The organism is Pseudomonas sp. LS_2 (assembly GCF_042709235.1).
GTDB lineage: Bacteria > Pseudomonadota > Gammaproteobacteria > Pseudomonadales > Pseudomonadaceae > Aquipseudomonas.
Map to the genome: position 1 here is coordinate 95,502 of NZ_JAVAYC010000001.1, position 16,342 is coordinate 111,843.

Here is a 16,342-nt window from a genome sequence, read left to right on the forward strand (position 1 = left end):
GGCTTCAGCGCAAAAAACCAGGCTCATGCCAACACCTTGGCCACGGCATCGAGCATCACCTGCGGCGAGGCCAGCTGCATCTCGCCGCTTTCGATATGCACCGCCACCTGCACGCTGCTGGCGCGGGTCATGCGCTCGCCGGTCTGGGCATCGCTGATAAGGTAGTGGATCTTCAAGCGGTTCTCCCATTCCACCAGGCTGGCGCGCACGTTCAGGCGCTGGCCGAAGGTGGCGCCGCGGATATAGCGCACCTGCAGGTCGATCACCGGCCATGCATATCCGCTTGCCTGCATTTGCCGGTAGTTGTGCGCCAGACGGTCGAGCAGCGCGCAGCGGGCGACCTCCAGATATTTCACGTAATGCCCGTGCCAGACGATGTGCATGCTGTCCACGTCGAAAAATGGCACGACCACCTCGCTGTCGACGTGGAACACCCCAGGGTTACGCATGCAGCCTCCAGTGGCGCTGGCCGATACGTGCCAGGCACAGTCGCAGTTCGTGTTCCAGGGCGCGGTCCTCGATGACGGGGGCGAAGTCGCCCAGCAGTGCTTCGTGCATCTGCGCCAAGGGCGGTGGCAGTGGCCGTGCGTCGGCTTGGCGGGTGCGCAGCCATACGCCCTGGTGGGCTGCCAGCAGCGTCGCGGCCGCCACCTGCTCGGTCAGCTCCAGCACGCGCAGGGCATCGCGTGCGGCGATAGTGCCCATGCTCACCTTGTCCTGGTTGTGGCACTCGGTGGAGCGCGAGAACACACTGGCCGGCATGGTCTGCTTGAGGGCTTCGGCGGTCCAGGCGCTGGCGCCGATCTGCACGGCCTTGAAGCCGTGGTTGATCATCGCGCGGTCGGCCTCGGCGCCCGAGAGGTTGCTGGGCAGGCCATGGTTGTAGCGCACGTCCACCAGCAGCGCGAGCTGACGGTCGAGCAGGTCGGCGACGTTGGCCACCAGGGTCTTGAGGCTGTCCATGGCGAAGGCGATATGCCCGCCATAGAAGTGCCCGCCGTGCAGCACGCGCTCTTCGTCGCCGTCGATGATTGGGTTGTCGTTGGCGCTGTTCAGCTCGGTCTCGATGAACCCGCGCAGCCAGCCCAGGCTGTCGGCCAGCACGCCCAGCACGTGAGGTGCGCAGCGTAGCGAGTAGCGGTCTTGCAGGCGGTGCAGCGAGGGCAGCGGCGCGTCGATGGCCAGGTCCTGGCGCAGCCAGGCGGCCACCTGGGTCTGGCCTGGGTGCGGCTTGGCGGCGAACAGGCGTTCATCGAAGTGCTCGGGGTTGCCTTGCAGGGCGATGACATTGAGCGCGGTGATGCGCGTGGCCAGCTTGAGCAGGTAGTCGGCGCGGGCGTAGGCCAGGCAAGCCAGGCCGGTCATTACCGCAGTGCCATTCATCAGCGCGAGGGCTTCCTTGGGCCGCAGCACCAGGGGCTGCCAGCCCAGCTCGCGGTGCACGTCGGCGCTGGTGCGTCGCTCGCCCTGGTACATCACTTCACGTTCGCCCGAAAGGGTGGCGGCCACGTACGACAGGGGCGTCAGGTCGCCACTGGCGCCCACCGAGCCCTCTTCGGGAATCAGCGGCAGGATGTCGTGTTCGAGGAACGCTTGCAGGCGTTCCAGCAGCTCCAGGCGCACACCGGACATGCCGTGGCTCAATGAGCGCAGGCGCGCCGCCAGCACCGCGCGGGTGGCCTGTGCGTCGAGCAGGCGCCCCAGGCCGCAGCCATGGAAGGTGTAGAGATGACGCGGCAGCGCTTCGACATGCTCCAGCGGCACGGCCACCACGCAGGAGTCGCCATAGCCTGTGGTGACGCCGTAGATCACCCCTTCCTTGTGCAGCAGGGTGTCGAGAAAGCGTGCGCCGCGGGCGATGCGTTCACGGTACGGGGCATCGTCCTGCAGGCGCGACGGTGCGCGGCGTTCGGCCACGGCCAGGACATCTTCGATTGTCAGCGGCGTTTCGCCGAAGGTCACGGGCTCATGCGGATGCATCGTCATCGCTCTTCCAGAAGGGGTAGAAATTGAACCATTGCAGCGGCGCCTGGCGGCAGTAATGCCCCAGGCGTTCGGCGTAGCGCGCCGCCCACGCCTTGATCACCGCGTCGCGCTGGCCGCGGCGCCATTGCAGGCGCTCGGCGAACGGCTCCAGGGTGATCTGGTAGCGGCCCTGGTGCTTGAGGCAGAACAGCAGGTTGAGCGGGCATTCGAGCATCCCGGCCAGCAGCCACGGGCCTTGGGGCAGCCGTGCCGGTTTGCCGAGGAAGTCCACCTCGACGGTACGCCCGCCGTGCAGTGGCACACGGTCGCCGGCAATCGCCAGCCATTCGCCGCGCTCCAGACGCTCGCTCAGTTGCAGCATCACCGCCGGGTCCAGCTCGCTGACCTGGATCAGCCGCAGGTGGCTGGCCCCGGCTTCGCCCAGCAAGCGGTTGAACTGTTCGGCATGGCGTGTGTGCACCAGCACGTTCATGGTCACCTGCTCGCCCAGTTCGGCCAGGGCGCGGCACACCTCCAGGTTGCCCAGGTGTGCGCCCACCAGCATTTGGCCGCGGGCGCCGCGCATCTGCTGGCGCAGGTCGGCCGGGTCGACGATGTCGATCTGGTCGAGACGCAATCGGCCATTCCAGGCATCGAGTTTGTCGAGCAGGGAATCGGCGAAGGCCATGAACTGGCGGAACACCTGCCAGTGGCTGGGTGCCCCGGTCTGCCCGGCACTCCACTGGTGCAGGTGCTGCTGGTACTGCCAGGCGCTGCCCCGGGCACGGGCGCCAAAGGCGAAGAAATAGGCGACGATCACGTGGATCAGCGGGCTGAGCACGCGCCGGCCCAGCACCCGCGCCAGGGTGGCGGTGAGCTTCATCAGCCAGAAGTTGCCGCGCTCCTGGTGCGCTGCCCAATGTTCGGGCTGCTGGCTCATGTGCGCCACCTGCGCCAGAGGATCCATGGGGCGCGCACGAGCATGCCGAAGAACAGCTTGGCGTGCATCTTGGAGATCAGCGCGTTGTCGTGGAACAGGCGGAAATGCGACAGGCCGTCCTGAGGGTAGTGCACCCGGGTCGGCAGCCAGCGCATGGGCTGCCCGCGCCATGACAGGCGCACCAGAATCTCCGGATCGAAATCCATGCGCCGGCCCAGGCGCACGCGGTCGATCAGCGCCAGGGTCACCGGCAGCGGGTACACGCGAAAGCCGCACATCGAGTCAGGTATCTGTAGCGACAGGCTGTTGATCCACACCCACACGTGGGTCAGGTAGCGCGCGTACAGGCGGCCCTTGGGAACACTGGCGTCGTATTGCGGGTAGCCGCACACCAGCGCCTGAGGAAACGCCTGGGATTGCTCGAGGAAGCGGCTTACATCGGCCAGGTCGTGCTGGCCGTCGGCATCTACCTGCAAAGCATGGCTGAAGCCGAGCCTGGAAGCTTCGCGCAGGCCGGCCATCACCGCGCCGCCCTTGCCCTGGTTGACGGCCAGGGTCACCAGGTAAACGTCGTCACGCTGGGCCAGCTGGCCCAATACGAGCGCGCAGGGGGCATGGCTGGCGTCGTCCACCAGTACGCAGGGCAGGCCGGCGCGCAGCAGGTCTTCCACCACCTTGGGCACGGCCTGTTCGTGGTTGAAGACCGGGATCACCGCACAGGGCTTATGCACGAGGAGCCTCCAGGATGACCCGGCCGCTGGAGCACGGCTGCCCGGCGCAGGTGTAGGTGAAGTACAGCTTGCTGCGCCCGGCATCGAAACGCAGGGTCAGCAGCAGCTCGTCGCCCGGGCGTACCAGCTGCTGGAACTTGAGCACTTCCATGCCGACGAAACGTGGCGGCAATTGCAGGTGCGCCTTGGCCAGGGCGATGGCCCAGTCGACCTGCACGACGCCGGGCAGTACCGGGCTGGTGGGAAAGTGCCCGGTGAAGCAGGCGAGGTCTGGCGGTACGGCCAGGCGCAACTGCAACGCCTCGCCTTCCATGGCCTGCTCGAGCAGCTCCGGGGCCATGCTGCGCGGGGCTTGCAGGAGGGCCAGCAGGGTGGCGTTGGGCAGCTTGCCCTGGGCGTTGAAAGGCAGTTGGCGCAGCAGTCGCCAGCGGCGTGGCAAGGCCAGCGCCTCGCAGTGCGCAGCCAGATGCCGGCGCAGGTCTTCGAGCAGGGCGCGTCTGCCCTGGCTGCGCAAGGCATGCACGCCAAGAGGGCTGAGCGCCACCAGCGCGCCCAGGTAGGCACGGCCTTCCTCGAGCACTCCCAGGCGCGCCTCGGCGACCCACGGGTGGCTGCACAGGGCCTGTTCGAGCATGGGCAGGGAGATTCGTTTTTCCTCCAGCTTGACGATGCGGTCGAGCCGCCCCAGCAGGCGGAAGCGCCCGTCGCTGTCGAACTCGACCGCATCGGCGCCCTGCTCGGTGTGCCCGATGGGCAGGTAGGGCGAGGCGATGCGCAGGGCACCATGCTCGTCCTGGCTCAATTGCACATCGGCGAACGGCTGCCAGGGCGCAGGGCCTTGGCGCCAGGCGATACCGCCGGTTTCCGAGCTGCCGAGAATCTCCGTGGGCCACTGGCCAAGGCGCTGGTGCAGGCTCGCCGCAGCGGCGCCTGGCAGCTCGCCACCGGAGGAAAACACTCGCCGCACCGGGCTCAGGGCCGGCCAGTCGAGGTTGTCGCCCATGCGCTTGAGCAAGGCCGGGCTGGCGACCCAGGCGAAGGCTGCATGTGTGCGGCTGGCGCGTTGCAGGTCTTCGGGGAAGGGCAGCTGGCGGCGCTCGAAGCCGCGCCCGGCGCACAGCGGCCACAGCACGCGGAACAACAGGCCGTAGATGTGCTGGGTGGCGACACTGCCGATCACCCAGGCATCGCCCAGGTCTTTCCCCCACAACTGCTCCAGGGCGCTCACTTCGTTGGCCAGCAGGCGCAGGTGCTTGTCGATGCGCTTGGGCTCGCCGCTGGAGCCTGAGGTGCACAGGCTGATGCGGCAGGTGTCGAGGTCCAGGTCGGCAGGGGCGAGGGCTTCGTCGAGCAGGCTGGCAAGGCTGGTGTCGCCGGGCTGGTCGCTGAGCCACAGGTCGACCTGGTTGTGCCAACGCTCACGGGTGGCAGGTTGCAGGTCGGCCGGCAGCAGCACCTCGACGCCTGCGCGCCAGGCACCGAATAGCGCGGTGGCAAGGTCGGCGGCGTCTTCCAAGTGCAGGGCCATGCGCTGCACGCCGCGTCGTTGCAGGCCAGCAGCCAGGCGCAGGGCTTGCAGGCGCCATTGGGCGTGGTCCAGGGGCGGAGCCTGGGTGACCAGCCGTGGCGATTCTACGGGTTGCAACAGATGCTCGAGGTTGATCCAGTTCATGAGCGTCCTCGCACGCGTTCTCTAACCAGCCATTCGCCAACGAACAGCAGGCCCATCGCGGCATAGGCGAGCAGGCCGTTGTAAAGGGTCCACCAGGCCAGCGGCGCCCACAGTGTCAGGCCGGCGGCGATCAGCCCGTTGACCAGAAAGAACAGGCACCACACCTGGGTGACCCGGCGCGTATAGCGCACACCTTGCGCCGGCAGTTGCGGCTCGCGCAGGCGCGCCAGGCGCTCGGCCACCGGCATGCCGTGCAGCAGGCTGCTGCCGAACCACACCAGCATGAAGGCGTTGATCAATACCGGGTACCAGCGCAGCAGCTGCGGGCTGTCGGACAGCCCCAGCAGCACGCAGAACGCCAGCGCCGCCACGGCCATGCACAGGTCGTGGGTGTGGCGCGGGGTCTTCAGCGCGCGGGCCAGCCACAGCCCGCCGAGCAGCACGGCGAACTGCCAGGGGGCGAAATGGGCCATGCCGAAATGCACCGCGAACGGGTACAGCACGCCGGCCAACAGCAGGCCGAGGCCGACCAGGCGTCTCATGCCGCCGGGTTGACCAGGCGGTGCACCGCTTCGACCACATCGCCTACGGTACGCACTGCCTTGAAATCGTCGGCGGCGATCTTCTTGCCGGTCTGGCGCTTGATATGGTCGATCAGGTCGACCGCATCGATGCTGTCGATTTCCAGGTCCTGGTACAGGTGGGCTTGCAGGGTGATGCGCTCGGGTTCCAATTCGAACAGCTCGACCAGGGCGTCGCGCAGGATGTTGAAGATGTCTTCACGGTTTTGCATGGTGCGGTCTCAAGCGGCCTGACGGGCAGTGACGAACGCCGCGAGGGTGGCGACGTTGGTGAAGTGGGTGCGGGTGTCCTTGGCATCGGCGTCGATCTTGATGCCAAAGCGCTTCTGCAGCGCCAGGCCCAGCTCCAGGGCGTCCACCGAATCGAGGCCCAGGCCTTCGCCGAACAGGGTCTGCTGGTCGTCGATGTCGTGCACGCTGATGTCTTCCAGCCCCAGGGCGTCGATGATCAGTTGCTTGATGTCATGGGTCAGGTCTTGTCGTGGATCGCTCATCTGTGGCGAGCTCCTTCATATAGTGCTGGTGCAGGAAATCGTTGAGCCGCCGCGAGGCGACCGGTGCCGGGCCCAGGGCGGTGAAGCCTTGTGGGTCGATGTCGGCGCCGACGTGCAGGCTGAAATGCACGCGCCGGCGGGGAATGCGGTACCAGGGCTCGTACTTGGTCAGGGTCGTGGGGCTGACGCGGATGGTCACCGGTGTGATGATTTTCGCACCGCGCAAGGCAATGGCCGCGGCGCCGCGATGAAAGGCTGGCGCCTGGCCGGGCGGCGTGCGGGTGCCTTCGGGAAAGATGATCAGCGTCTGGCCTTGTTGCAGCGCGGCGACGGTGCTGTCGAGCATGTCCATGCTGCCGTCGTTGCCGATGTACTGCGCCTCGCTGACCGGCCCACGGGTGAACGGGTTGGTGAACAGGCTGTGCTTGACCACGCAGTTGGCCTGGCGCACCAGGCCGAGCAGGAACACCACGTCGATCAGCGATGGGTGGTTGGCGACGATCATCTGCCCCGGGCGGCCAAGCCGTTCGATGCCCTGGATGTCGTAGGTCAGCACGCCGGTCGCGCGCATGAAATGGATGAAGCGCCGCAGCAGCCAACCGATGGTGCGCCGGGCGCGCTGGCGGTGGCGGGCCGCATCGCCTGGCAGGCAGGTGAGCAGCGGGAAGACCAGCACGCGCAGGCACAGGCCGCCGATGCCGAACAGGGCAAAGCTCAGGGCAGTGGCCAGCAGGCGCCAGTAATAGGCGTCGCGGGGCCGGTCTATGGCTGTCGTTGCCAGTTCCATGCGCGACGCTTCCAGGTGTGGGTGAGTGAATGTTGTCCGGCCAGCGAGGCCTGTAGCCAGCTCAACGCGTGGGGTAGCGTGGGGCGTGGGGCATTCGCGGCAGCAGGTTGCGGCGATAGCTGCCATTGCTGCCCGCAGGTGACACGCAGGCCGACGGCATAGGCGAACGGCACGTCGTCCACCCAGGGACGATAGATTTCCGGCGGTTGCTCCTCGGCGACGATCAACAGGACGGCGGGGGCGCCTTCCTGGAGTAGCGCAGCCGCTTCCAGCAGGCCTTGCTCGAAACCATCGCCGGCTGCGGCCAGTGCGGTCATCTCGGAAGTTTCGCCCCGCATGATCGACCACAGGCCGATCACCGCGTTGTGCACCGACAGGCTGAATTGGGTCGGCGACAGCGGCTGGCCTTCGGCCAGTTCACTGAGGATCGAGAAGGTGCGCGGGGTTTCGCCATGGCGTGAAACGAACACCAGCGGCATCGGCGCCTGGCCCTCGGCCAGCGGCCAGGCCACGCTGAAGGCCATGCGTGCCAGGTGGCTGAGGCGGCGGCGTTGCATGGCAGGCAGGAACGAAACGTCCGGTGCCTGCCCGTCGGCAGGTACGAGGGGGGCTCCAGTGGCCCAGGCCTGCCAATCGTCAGGCGTTTGCAGGCCCGGGGCCCAGGCGCGCCATTGGCTGATATCGAAGCTGATCACGATGGTTGTTACTTCCCGCCCTGAGGGACTTCCTTGCCGTGGGATGACTCGGAACACAGACCTTGCAGGGGTGGCGCTTCGCCGAGTGGCGGGCATTATCCCGGTGACGGAGGTGTGTAGCAAATAACTGTTACCTATTTGCCATCAGACAACAGCGATTCGCAGTTGCGGCGTTGTTGACTTTTCACAACCGTTTTTTCCGACAATCGGCTGTGAAAAGCGTGTTGGCTGCTTGGCACCAGGCTTGTACGGCGATGAAGAATGCTGGCCAATGCCGGGAGTGCGACACATACTCGGGCATTCCTTGATACACGGAGGTTCAGCATGCGGCGCGTGGTGTTCAATCAGAAAGGTGGCGTGGGCAAGTCGAGCATCGCCTGCAACCTGGCGGCGGTGAGTGCCAACGAGGGCTACAGGACGTTGCTGATCGACCTGGATGCCCAGGCCAACTCGACCCAGTACCTGACCGGGCTCACGGGTGACGACATTCCCATGGGCATTGCCGACTTCTTCAAGCAGAGCCTGTCCAGCGGGCCGTTTTCGAAGAAGAACAAGGTCGATATCTACGAAACCCCCTTCGACAACCTGCATGTGGTCACCGCGACCGCGGAGCTGGCTGACCTGCAACCCAAGCTCGAGGCCAAGCACAAGATCAACAAGCTGCGCAAATTGCTCGACGAGCTGGACGAAGACTACGACCGGATCTACATCGATACCCCGCCAGCTTTGAACTTCTATGCGGTCTCTGCACTTATCGCCGCAGATCGCGTGTTGATTCCCTTCGATTGCGACAGCTTCTCGCGCCAGGCGCTGTATGGCCTGCTGGCCGAGATCGAAGAGCTCAAGGACGACCACAACGAAGAGCTGATGGTCGAGGGCATCGTGGTCAACCAGTTCCAGTCACGCGCCAGCCTGCCGCAGCAGATGCTCGACGAACTGCTGGCCGAAGGCCTGCCGGTATTGCCGGTGTACCTGGGCAGCTCGGTGAAGATGCGTGAGTCGCACCACGCCAGCCTGCCGCTGATTCACCTGGAACCGCGACACAAGCTGACGCAGCAGTTCGTCGAGTTGCATTCGCTGCTCGAAGAGAGCGCCTAGACCCCCTGCGAGCGCAGCCACTCCAGCAGGGGCTGCAAGGGAAACGCGCCGGCCTGGCGGGCCACTTCGCGGCCGTCCTTGAACAGGATCAGGCTGGGAATCGAGCGGATGCCCAGTTGCCCGGCGAGGTTGCGGTTGGCCTCGCTGTCGAGCTTGGCCAGGCGGCAGCGGCCACTGAGCTGGCGTGCGGCTTGCTCGAAGATCGGCGCGAAGGACTTGCATGGGCCGCACCAGTCGGCCCAGACATCCAGCAGCAAGGGCAGGTCGCCCTTGATTTGCGCGGCGTAGCTGCGCTCGTTGAGGTCGAAGGGGGTGGCCAGCAGCATGTCCTGCTTGCAACGACCGCACTTGGGGCTGTCGCCCAGGCGTGCGGCGGGCAGGCGGTTCAGGCCGTTGCAGTGGGGGCAGGGGATCAGTAGCGGGTCGGGCATGTTGTCTCCTTGTTCTGTTTTGCGCGGACCCTGTGGGAGCGGGTTTACCCGCGAAGCCGGCACCGCGCAGCCTGGCACCGGCTATGCCGGTGTTCGCGGGTAAACCCGCTCCTACAGGGGCGAGGTGATCGTTATGACGAACAACTGATTTCCAGGTGCTTGCCCCACTCCGGCGGGCGCTCGGCATAGGCCTGCATGCCAGGTTGCTCCTCGAAAGGCTTGCACAACACCTGGTGCAGACGCCGCACTTCGTTGTAATCCCCAGCTTCTGCCGCTTCGATGGCCTTCTGTGCCAAATAGTTGCGCAGCACGTACAGCGGGTTCACCGCATGCATCCGCTCGCGTCGCCCTTGCGCGTTGCCTGGCTCGCGCTGGCAGCGGGCCAGGTAGTCCTGGCCCCAGGCGTCGAAGCCGGCCAGGTCGATGAAATCATCGCGTACCACCTTCAACGCCTCCTCCACTGGCTGCTCGCCCAGCTTGCGGAAAAACAGGTGATAGTCCACGCCCCCGGTCTGCATGCGCTGCAACAGGCGCTCGACCAGCGCCATGTCGTCGTCCTCGGCAGTGGTCAGGCCCAGGCGACGACGCATCAGGTCGAGGTAGTGGGCCTGGTACAGCGGCAGGAACAGGGCCAATGCCTCCTTGAGCGCCTCCACCTCGATCACCGTGGTCAGTGCCTGGGCCAAGGCGCTGAGGTTCCAGTGGGCAATCGGCACCTGGTTGGCGTAGCTGTAGCGGCCACGGTCGTCGGAGTGGTTGCAGATGAAGTTGGCGTCGAAATCGTCGAGGAAGGCGTAGGGGCCGAAGTCGAAGGTGATACCCAGGATCGACATGTTGTCGGTGTTCATCACCCCATGGCAGAAGCCATAGGCCTGCCAGCGGGCGATCAGCTCGGCATTGCGTTCGACGATGCTGCGGAACATCGCCAGGTACGGCTGCTCGGCGTCGCGGCACTGGAGGTAGTGCTCGTCAAGCACATGGTCGATCAGTACGCGCTGCTGCTCGTGCTGCTGGGTGTAGTAGAAGTATTCGAAGTGGCCGAAGCGCACGTGGCTGTGCGCCAGGCGCAGCAGCATCGCCGCGCTTTCCTGGGTTTCACGCCACACCGGGGTGCTGGAGCCGACCACGCACAATGCCCGGCTGCTGGGGATGCCCAGCGCACTCAGGGCTTCGGAGGCGAGGAACTCGCGGATCGACGAGCGCAGTACGGCTCGGCCATCGCCCATGCGCGAATACGGGGTTTGCCCGGCACCCTTGAGGTGCAGGTCCCAGTGCTCGCCGGCGTCGTTGAGCACCTCGCCCAGCAACAGGCCACGGCCGTCGCCCAGCCGTGGGTTGTACGAGCCGAACTGGTGGCCGGAATACACCATGGCCCGTGGGTCGGCTTCTTCCCAGAGCTTGTGGCCGCTGAACAGCTCGGCGAACACCGGCAGTTCGGCCTGGGCAGGGTCGAGGTCGAGCAGGGCCATGGCCGATTCGCTGGCCACGACCACACGCGGCTCGGCGATGGGGTCGGGCAGTACCTGGGTGGAGAAGGTGTCGCCCAGGCGAGCGAAGCGGTTGTCGAAGCTGAGTTGGTCGAGCGTTTTCACAGGCGGCTCCGGGATCGGTGGCGGGGGCCGCGGTGCGGCCCTTCGGGGGTGAACCCATTCCCACAGGTGCAGTGCAGCCTCTGTAGGAGCGGGTTCACCCGCGAACGAGGGCGCAACCCTCGCCAGCATTCTGGGCGGTCAGGCCCGTTGGCGTCCAGTTACGCGGGCTTGCCGCCGTCGCCGCCCTCCTGGACGATCAACTGCTGCTTGCCGCCCTGGGTGTCCATCAGGAACACCTCCACCTGGCGCACCGAGATCTTGATGTTGTGTGCCTTGAACTCACGGTTGATGTAGCGGTTAAGCTCGTCCAGGGTCGGGTTGCGGTCGCCCAGGTCGCGCACGTGCATGCGCAGCTCGTGGTCCAGCGAGCTTTCGCCGAAGTTCAGGAAGTACACGATTGGCTCGGGGTCCTTGAGCACCCGTGGGTTCTCGTGGGCGCCCTTGAGCAGCAGATCGCGCACCAGGTCCAGGTCCGAGCCATAGTCGATGCCCAGCTTCAGCGTCACCCGGGTAACGGTGTCGGTCAGCGACCAGTTGATCAACTGGCCGGTGATGAAGGTCTTGTTGGGGACGATGATGTCCTTGCGGTCGAAGTCGGTGATGGTGGTGGCGCGGATGCGGATCTTGCTCACTGTGCCCGACAGGTTGCCGATGGTGATGGTGTCGCCGATGCGTACCGGGCGTTCGAACAGGATCATGATGCCTGAGATGAAGTTGGCGAAGATCTCCTGCATGCCGAAGCCCAGGCCCACCGACAACGCCGCCACCAGCCATTGCAGCTTGTCCCAGCTCACCCCCAGGGTAGACAGGGTGCTGACGAAGCCGATACCGGCGATGGCGTACGACAGCAGCGTGGTGGTGGCATAGGCGCTGCCCTGGGCCAGGTTCAGCCGCGACAGCACCAGCACCTCCAGCAAGCCCGGCAGGTTGCCAGCCAGGGCGAAGGTGATGCCGACGATCACCAGTGCGCCGAGCAGGTCGCCGAGGCTGATCGGCACCATGCTGGCCGCAGCGCCCGTGCCGCTGGTGTATTCGTAGAGGGTGATGTTGTTCAGGTAGGCGAACACCGTGATCAGGTCGGACCAGACCCAGTACAGGCCGCCGATGAAGCCGCCGAGCAGGGCCAGGCGGATCAGCCTCAGCGACTGCTGGTTGACCTGCTCGATATCCAGCGTCGGTTCCTCGACCACCACCTCGCCGTCCAGCCCTTCCTTGGCTGTCTGGCGCTTGCTCAGCGCTCGCTGGTAGGCCAGGCGCCGTGCCGCCACCGACAGGCCGCGAACGAACGCCGCCTCGATCACCAGCCAGAACATCAGCAGGTACAGGGTGTAGATCAGCCGGTCGGTGAGCTTCAGTGCGGTGTAGTAATAGCCGAAGCACACCGCCACGAACAATGTGATGGGCAAGGCGGTGAAGGCCACCGCCACCGCCTTGCGGAACAGCGAGGTGTCGCGGTGCGCCGGGCTGCTCAGCAGCAGGCGGCTGAGCAGCCAGGCCATCAGCGCGTAGCAGGTCAGCACCACGCCGATACCCAGTACATCATCGGCCAACGCTGAAGGTTGGTGCTCGGCCACCGCCACCACGCCGACCAGCGCCAGCACCACGGTGCCCAACCGGCGTACCCAGCCACGCAGGAATTCGACCTGCGGCTTGTGCCAGCGGAAGTGCACCTCGGCCACGCCGCCCGGCGCCAGCACCCGGTAGGCGGTGTAGAACACCAGCCAGGCCTGGGCCAACTGCCACAGCGCAGCGCCGAGGTTGGCGTTCTGCCCGCGAGCGTCGATCTGCAGGGCATAGCTGCCCAGCGCCAGGGCCAGGCTCAGCGGCAGTGCCAGGAGGACGTTGATCAGGATCGCCTGGGGCGTGTGCCACTGGCTGTCGCGGCGGAAATGGCCGATGTCCTGGTGCACCTTGCTGAGGCGGTGGTACAGGTACTTGCGCCGCCATAGCAGCGCACCGATCGCCAGCAGCAAGGGCACGAACAGCAGCGGGCGCTGACCGAGGCCATCGGCCAGCTCCTTGACCCCTGAGCCCCAAGGCAGGCTGGCGACCTGCTCGACCAGGCGCTCGGGTACCGAGCGCAACCACTCCCAGTCCAGCGGCTTGTTGCTGGGGATCCAGAACATCTGCTCATCCAGCGTGGTGCGCAGGTTCTGCGCGGTGCTCAGCAGTTGCTTCTGGTTCAGCTGCAGGGTGATGGATTCATTGAGCAGCGCAGACAGCTCGCGGTTCAGGCGTTCGAGCAGGTCGCTGCGGGTGATCGCCACCTCCAGCAGGGCCTTGCGCAGCGCCGGGGTGACGTTCTCCTCGGGCTGGCTGGCCAGCAGCTTGTCCACGTAGCTGGCCGGGCTGCTGATCTGCTCGCGTTGCTGGTTGACCTCGAACTGGTACAGGCGGATGTCGGCGATCTGGTCGGCCAGGTTGCGGTCGAGCTTCAGGTGCGGCAGCGCCTGCTTCTGCTTGTAGAGAATCTTCGAAAGCAACAGGCTGCCCTTGAGCACGTTGATCTGCTCGTCCAGCGCCTGGTCGGCCTGGCTCAGGGTATCGAGCTGCTGCTTGGTCTGCAGGTTCTGCTGGGTCAGTTCGTTGAGACGATCGGTGCTTTTGAGCAGGTAGTCGGAGAGCTTGAGGTTGGCCGCGCTCTCGTTGGCCAGCAACGTGCTGCCGCCGGCTTTCTGCGCTTCGATCGACTGCTGGGTGACGGTCTGCTGCGACTGGGCCAGGCGCTTTTCGTTGATCAGCGTCTGCAGGTCGAGGATCTCCTGCTCCAGGCGCGCGGTGCGTTCGATCAGCAGGTCGTGGCGCGCGTTGCCCAGGTCTTGCAGCAGGCTGTTACCGGCCAGTTCCTGGCGGCGCAGCAGGGTCAGGGCATTGAGCGAGGCCAGCTCGGCGGTGAGCTGGTTGCGTTGGTCGGCGGACAGGGCCTTGCCGTTGTCCTTGCCGGCCTTGAGCAGGTTGTTGATCTGCTGGGTGCGGGTCTGGTTGTTGCTGATTTCCGCCTGGGCGCGCTCGGGGCGGGTCTGCGAGTTGATGATCAGGCTGTTGGCTTCGGACAGCGCCTTTTGCAGTTCGCCCTGCTGGGTGCTGCGCTCGCTGAGCATGCGTTCGAGCTGCGGCACGTCGAGGGCGGCGTAGCGCTGGGCAACCGGGGTGACCTTGCTGTCCTTGAGCTTGGCCAGTTCGCGCTGCGCATCGCGGGTTTCCTGGGGCGCGTCGGCCAGCTGCTGCTTGAGGGCGGCGAGCTTGTTCTCGCTGTCCTGCCGACTGGTGAGCTGCGCGAGGGTTTGCTCCAGCACTTGCTGAAGCGCCTTCTGCTCGGCTTCGGGCAACTTGCGCTCGGCGATCTTGTCGAGGCTGCTCTGGATGGAGGCGGTGGTGGGCGCCTCGGCCGCGAGGGTGGCGAACGAGAGAGACAGGCACAGCCCCAGCAGGGCTACGCGCAAGGACACACGCAGGGACATAGGCAGAAATCTTGTACGGGGCGGAAAATCGAGTTTAGAGGAACAACCCGGGGCCGGGGCGGGTACCTTCGGGGAATCTGACGCCGACTTTCTGGATCTTGTTCCCGTCCATCGTCGCCACGGTCCAGATCGTGCCGTGCCAATCGACCTGGTCGCCTACTACTGGAGCGCCTCCGACCTTCTGTCGGATGAACTGCGCCAGGGGCATTTTCGCGTCCAGGCCATCGAGTTTCAGGCCATACAGGGTCGCCACCGCGCCCAGCTCGGCATCGCCTTCAAGCACGAAGTCGCCGAAGAAGCGCAGGTCCAGGCCGCGCTGCGGGGCCTGGCTGAACAGTTTGCCCAGCGCTGGCAGGTTATGTTCGTGGCCGATCACGCAAAGCATGTCACCGACTTCCAGCACCGTACTGCCCGAGGGGTGCAGCAGCTGTTCGTTGCGAAACAGCGCGGCGATACGCGTGCCTTCGGGCATCTTCAGCTCGCGCAGCGCGGCGCCGATGCACCACTTCTCGGCGCCCAGGCGGTAGACGAACAGCTCCCACTCGCTGGTGATATGCACCTCGAGCGCGGAGCGGGAAATCGGCGCGGGGTCGGGCGGTACGGTGACCTTCAGCAGCTTGGCCATCCACGGCAGACTGGTGCCCTGCACCAGCAGCGACACCAGTACGATGAAGAACGCCAGGTTGAAGAACAGCTGTGCCTGCGGCAGCCCGGCCATCAGCGGGAATACCGCCAGGATGATCGGCACCGCGCCACGCAGGCCGACCCAGGAGATAAAGCCCTTTTCCTTGCCATGAAAGGCCTTGAACGGCAGCAGTGCCGCCACCACCGACAGCGGCCGCGCCACCAGGATCATCCACAGCGCCAGGCCCAGGGCGGGCAGGGCGATGGGTAGCAGGTCGTGGGGCGTGACCAGCAGGCCCAGCACCAGGAACATGCCGATCTGCGCCAGCCACGCCATGCCGTCGAGCATGTGCAGAATGCCGTGGCGGCTGCGGATCGGCTTGTTGCCCAGCACCAGGCCGCACAGGTACACGGCGAGAAAGCCGCTGCCGTGCAGGGCGTTGGTCAGCGAGAACACCGCCAGGCCACCGGCGACCACCAGGATCGGATACAGCCCACCGGCCAGGTTGATGCGGTTGACCATTTGCAGCAACAGCCAGCCGCAGCCAAGGCCCATCAGGCCGCCGATGCCGAATTCGCGCAGCAGGTGCCCGAGCAGGCCCCAGTGCAGGCCGGTCTGGCCACTGGCGATCATCTCGATCAGGGTGACGGTGAGGAACACGGCCATCGGGTCGTTGCTGCCCGATTCGATTTCCAGCGTGGCCGTCACTCGTTCGTTCAGGCCTTTGCCGCCCAGCAGCGAGAAGACCGCTGCAGCGTCGGTGGAGCCGACGATGGCGCCGATCAGCAGGCCCTGCATCAGGCTGAGGTCGAACAGCCAGGCCGCGACCATGCCGGTCAGGCCCGTGGTGATCAGTACGCCCACCGTGGCCAGCGACAGCGCCGGCCACAGCGCCACGCGGAAGCTCGCCACCCGCGTGCGCAAGCCGCCGTCGAGCAGGATGACCGCCAGGGCCAGGTTGCCCACCAGGTAGGCCACGGGATAGTTGTTGAAGATGATGCCGCCACCATCGACCCCAGCGACCATGCCGACTGCGAGGATGATGACCAGAATGGGAATGCCCAGGCGCGAGGACAGCGAGCTGACCAGGATACTCGCGCCCACCAGCAATGCGCCGATCAGGAACAGGCTGTTGATGGTGCTGGCATCCAAAGGCAAGTACTCCGGTACATCGCGGGGAAGAAGACGTGCTGGAAAACGAGAACTAGCAGGTCGCGTGCCAATCGATTCTAACCTGATGAATTGGCAGGCTGTAAAGCGTTTCTGCATA

The 16,342-nt window shown here is 65.8% G+C and carries 15 protein-coding genes; 1 reads left to right on the forward strand and 14 read right to left on the reverse strand.

Translation table 11 applies throughout. The annotated features are described in order from the left end of the window. Positions 1–23: 23 nt before the first annotated feature. From RAC97_RS00460 to RAC97_RS00505, 10 genes are read right to left on the reverse strand one after another with little or no spacing between them, the layout of a single operon-like run. Positions 24–449 carry an acyl-CoA thioesterase gene (locus RAC97_RS00460; RefSeq protein WP_375099885.1) on the reverse strand — a complete coding sequence of 142 codons (426 nt, stop codon included), beginning with the start codon at positions 447–449 and terminating at the stop codon, positions 24–26. Beyond that, positions 442–1,986 (reverse strand): histidine ammonia-lyase, encoded by a 1,545-nt coding sequence (gene hutH, locus RAC97_RS00465; protein WP_375099884.1) that lies wholly within the window; start codon positions 1,984–1,986, stop codon positions 442–444. Before hutH ends, RAC97_RS00460 begins: the two co-directional genes overlap by 8 nt. Then, on the reverse strand, positions 1,967–2,905 hold the full coding sequence (locus tag RAC97_RS00470; RefSeq protein ID WP_375099883.1) for a glycosyl transferase: 939 nt from the start codon (positions 2,903–2,905) through the stop codon (positions 1,967–1,969). The genes hutH and RAC97_RS00470 overlap by 20 nt, the downstream gene beginning before the upstream one ends. Continuing rightward, positions 2,902–3,636 carry a glycosyltransferase family 2 protein gene (locus RAC97_RS00475; RefSeq protein ID WP_375099882.1) on the reverse strand — a complete coding sequence of 245 codons (735 nt, stop codon included), beginning with the start codon at positions 3,634–3,636 and terminating at the stop codon, positions 2,902–2,904. Before RAC97_RS00475 ends, RAC97_RS00470 begins: the two co-directional genes overlap by 4 nt. After that, on the reverse strand, positions 3,629–5,308 hold the full coding sequence (locus RAC97_RS00480) for an AMP-binding protein (RefSeq protein WP_375099881.1): 1,680 nt from the start codon (positions 5,306–5,308) through the stop codon (positions 3,629–3,631). The genes RAC97_RS00475 and RAC97_RS00480 overlap by 8 nt, the downstream gene beginning before the upstream one ends. Continuing rightward, positions 5,305–5,850 carry a hypothetical protein gene (locus RAC97_RS00485; protein WP_375099880.1) on the reverse strand — a complete coding sequence of 182 codons (546 nt, stop codon included), beginning with the start codon at positions 5,848–5,850 and terminating at the stop codon, positions 5,305–5,307. The genes RAC97_RS00480 and RAC97_RS00485 overlap by 4 nt, the downstream gene beginning before the upstream one ends. Then, the gene (locus RAC97_RS00490; RefSeq protein ID WP_375099879.1) at positions 5,847–6,101 is read right to left on the reverse strand and encodes an acyl carrier protein; all 255 of its coding nucleotides are present in this window, start codon (positions 6,099–6,101) and stop codon (positions 5,847–5,849) included. Before RAC97_RS00490 ends, RAC97_RS00485 begins: the two co-directional genes overlap by 4 nt. Positions 6,102–6,110: 9 nt before the next feature. After that, entirely contained in the window at positions 6,111–6,383 is a 273-nt protein-coding gene (locus tag RAC97_RS00495; RefSeq protein ID WP_375099878.1) for a phosphopantetheine-binding protein, read from the reverse strand. Next, positions 6,352–7,170 carry a lysophospholipid acyltransferase family protein gene (locus RAC97_RS00500; protein WP_375099877.1) on the reverse strand — a complete coding sequence of 273 codons (819 nt, stop codon included), beginning with the start codon at positions 7,168–7,170 and terminating at the stop codon, positions 6,352–6,354. The genes RAC97_RS00495 and RAC97_RS00500 overlap by 32 nt, the downstream gene beginning before the upstream one ends. After that, positions 7,146–7,865, reverse strand: coding sequence for a beta-ketoacyl synthase chain length factor (locus tag RAC97_RS00505; RefSeq protein ID WP_375099876.1), 720 nt, complete (start codon positions 7,863–7,865; stop codon positions 7,146–7,148). Before RAC97_RS00505 ends, RAC97_RS00500 begins: the two co-directional genes overlap by 25 nt. Before the next feature lie 324 nt (positions 7,866–8,189). Here RAC97_RS00505 and RAC97_RS00510 point away from each other — a divergent pair, with 324 nt between their 5' ends. Continuing rightward, the gene (locus tag RAC97_RS00510) at positions 8,190–8,963 is read left to right on the forward strand and encodes a ParA family protein (RefSeq protein ID WP_375099874.1); all 774 of its coding nucleotides are present in this window, start codon (positions 8,190–8,192) and stop codon (positions 8,961–8,963) included. Here the strand turns inward: RAC97_RS00510 and trxC are convergent. The 4 genes from trxC to RAC97_RS00530 form a co-directional block, all read right to left on the reverse strand. Then, a complete protein-coding gene (gene trxC / locus RAC97_RS00515; RefSeq protein WP_375099873.1) occupies positions 8,960–9,394 on the reverse strand; it encodes a thioredoxin TrxC in 435 nt (144 codons plus the stop codon). The genes RAC97_RS00510 and trxC overlap by 4 nt on opposite strands. Positions 9,395–9,525: 131 nt before the next feature. After that, the gene (selO, locus tag RAC97_RS00520) at positions 9,526–10,986 is read right to left on the reverse strand and encodes a protein adenylyltransferase SelO (RefSeq protein WP_375099872.1); all 1,461 of its coding nucleotides are present in this window, start codon (positions 10,984–10,986) and stop codon (positions 9,526–9,528) included. 158 nt (positions 10,987–11,144) lie between these two features. Then, a complete protein-coding gene (gene mscK / locus RAC97_RS00525; RefSeq protein WP_375099871.1) occupies positions 11,145–14,447 on the reverse strand; it encodes a mechanosensitive channel MscK in 3,303 nt (1,100 codons plus the stop codon). Positions 14,448–14,481: 34 nt separating this feature from the next. Next, on the reverse strand, positions 14,482–16,224 hold the full coding sequence (locus tag RAC97_RS00530; RefSeq protein WP_375099869.1) for a potassium/proton antiporter: 1,743 nt from the start codon (positions 16,222–16,224) through the stop codon (positions 14,482–14,484). Positions 16,225–16,342 lie beyond the last annotated feature (118 nt).

Bases quoted from the DNA above. Each gene is read 5' to 3' on its own strand.
- RAC97_RS00480 (WP_375099881.1), bottom strand. From the start codon at position 5,308: ATGAACTGGATCAACCTCGAGCATCTGTTGCAACCCGTAGAATCGCCA.
- RAC97_RS00510 (WP_375099874.1), top strand. From the start codon at position 8,190: ATGCGGCGCGTGGTGTTCAATCAGAAAGGTGGCGTGGGCAAGTCGAGC.
- RAC97_RS00460 (WP_375099885.1), bottom strand. From the start codon at position 449: ATGCGTAACCCTGGGGTGTTCCACGTCGACAGCGAGGTGGTCGTGCCA.
- RAC97_RS00495 (WP_375099878.1), bottom strand. From the start codon at position 6,383: ATGAGCGATCCACGACAAGACCTGACCCATGACATCAAGCAACTGATC.
- hutH (WP_375099884.1), bottom strand. From the start codon at position 1,986: ATGACGATGCATCCGCATGAGCCCGTGACCTTCGGCGAAACGCCGCTG.
- RAC97_RS00490 (WP_375099879.1), bottom strand. From the start codon at position 6,101: ATGCAAAACCGTGAAGACATCTTCAACATCCTGCGCGACGCCCTGGTC.
- RAC97_RS00470 (WP_375099883.1), bottom strand. From the start codon at position 2,905: ATGAGCCAGCAGCCCGAACATTGGGCAGCGCACCAGGAGCGCGGCAAC.
- mscK (WP_375099871.1), bottom strand. From the start codon at position 14,447: ATGTCCCTGCGTGTGTCCTTGCGCGTAGCCCTGCTGGGGCTGTGCCTG.
- RAC97_RS00485 (WP_375099880.1), bottom strand. From the start codon at position 5,850: ATGAGACGCCTGGTCGGCCTCGGCCTGCTGTTGGCCGGCGTGCTGTAC.
- RAC97_RS00500 (WP_375099877.1), bottom strand. From the start codon at position 7,170: ATGGAACTGGCAACGACAGCCATAGACCGGCCCCGCGACGCCTATTAC.
- trxC (WP_375099873.1), bottom strand. From the start codon at position 9,394: ATGCCCGACCCGCTACTGATCCCCTGCCCCCACTGCAACGGCCTGAAC.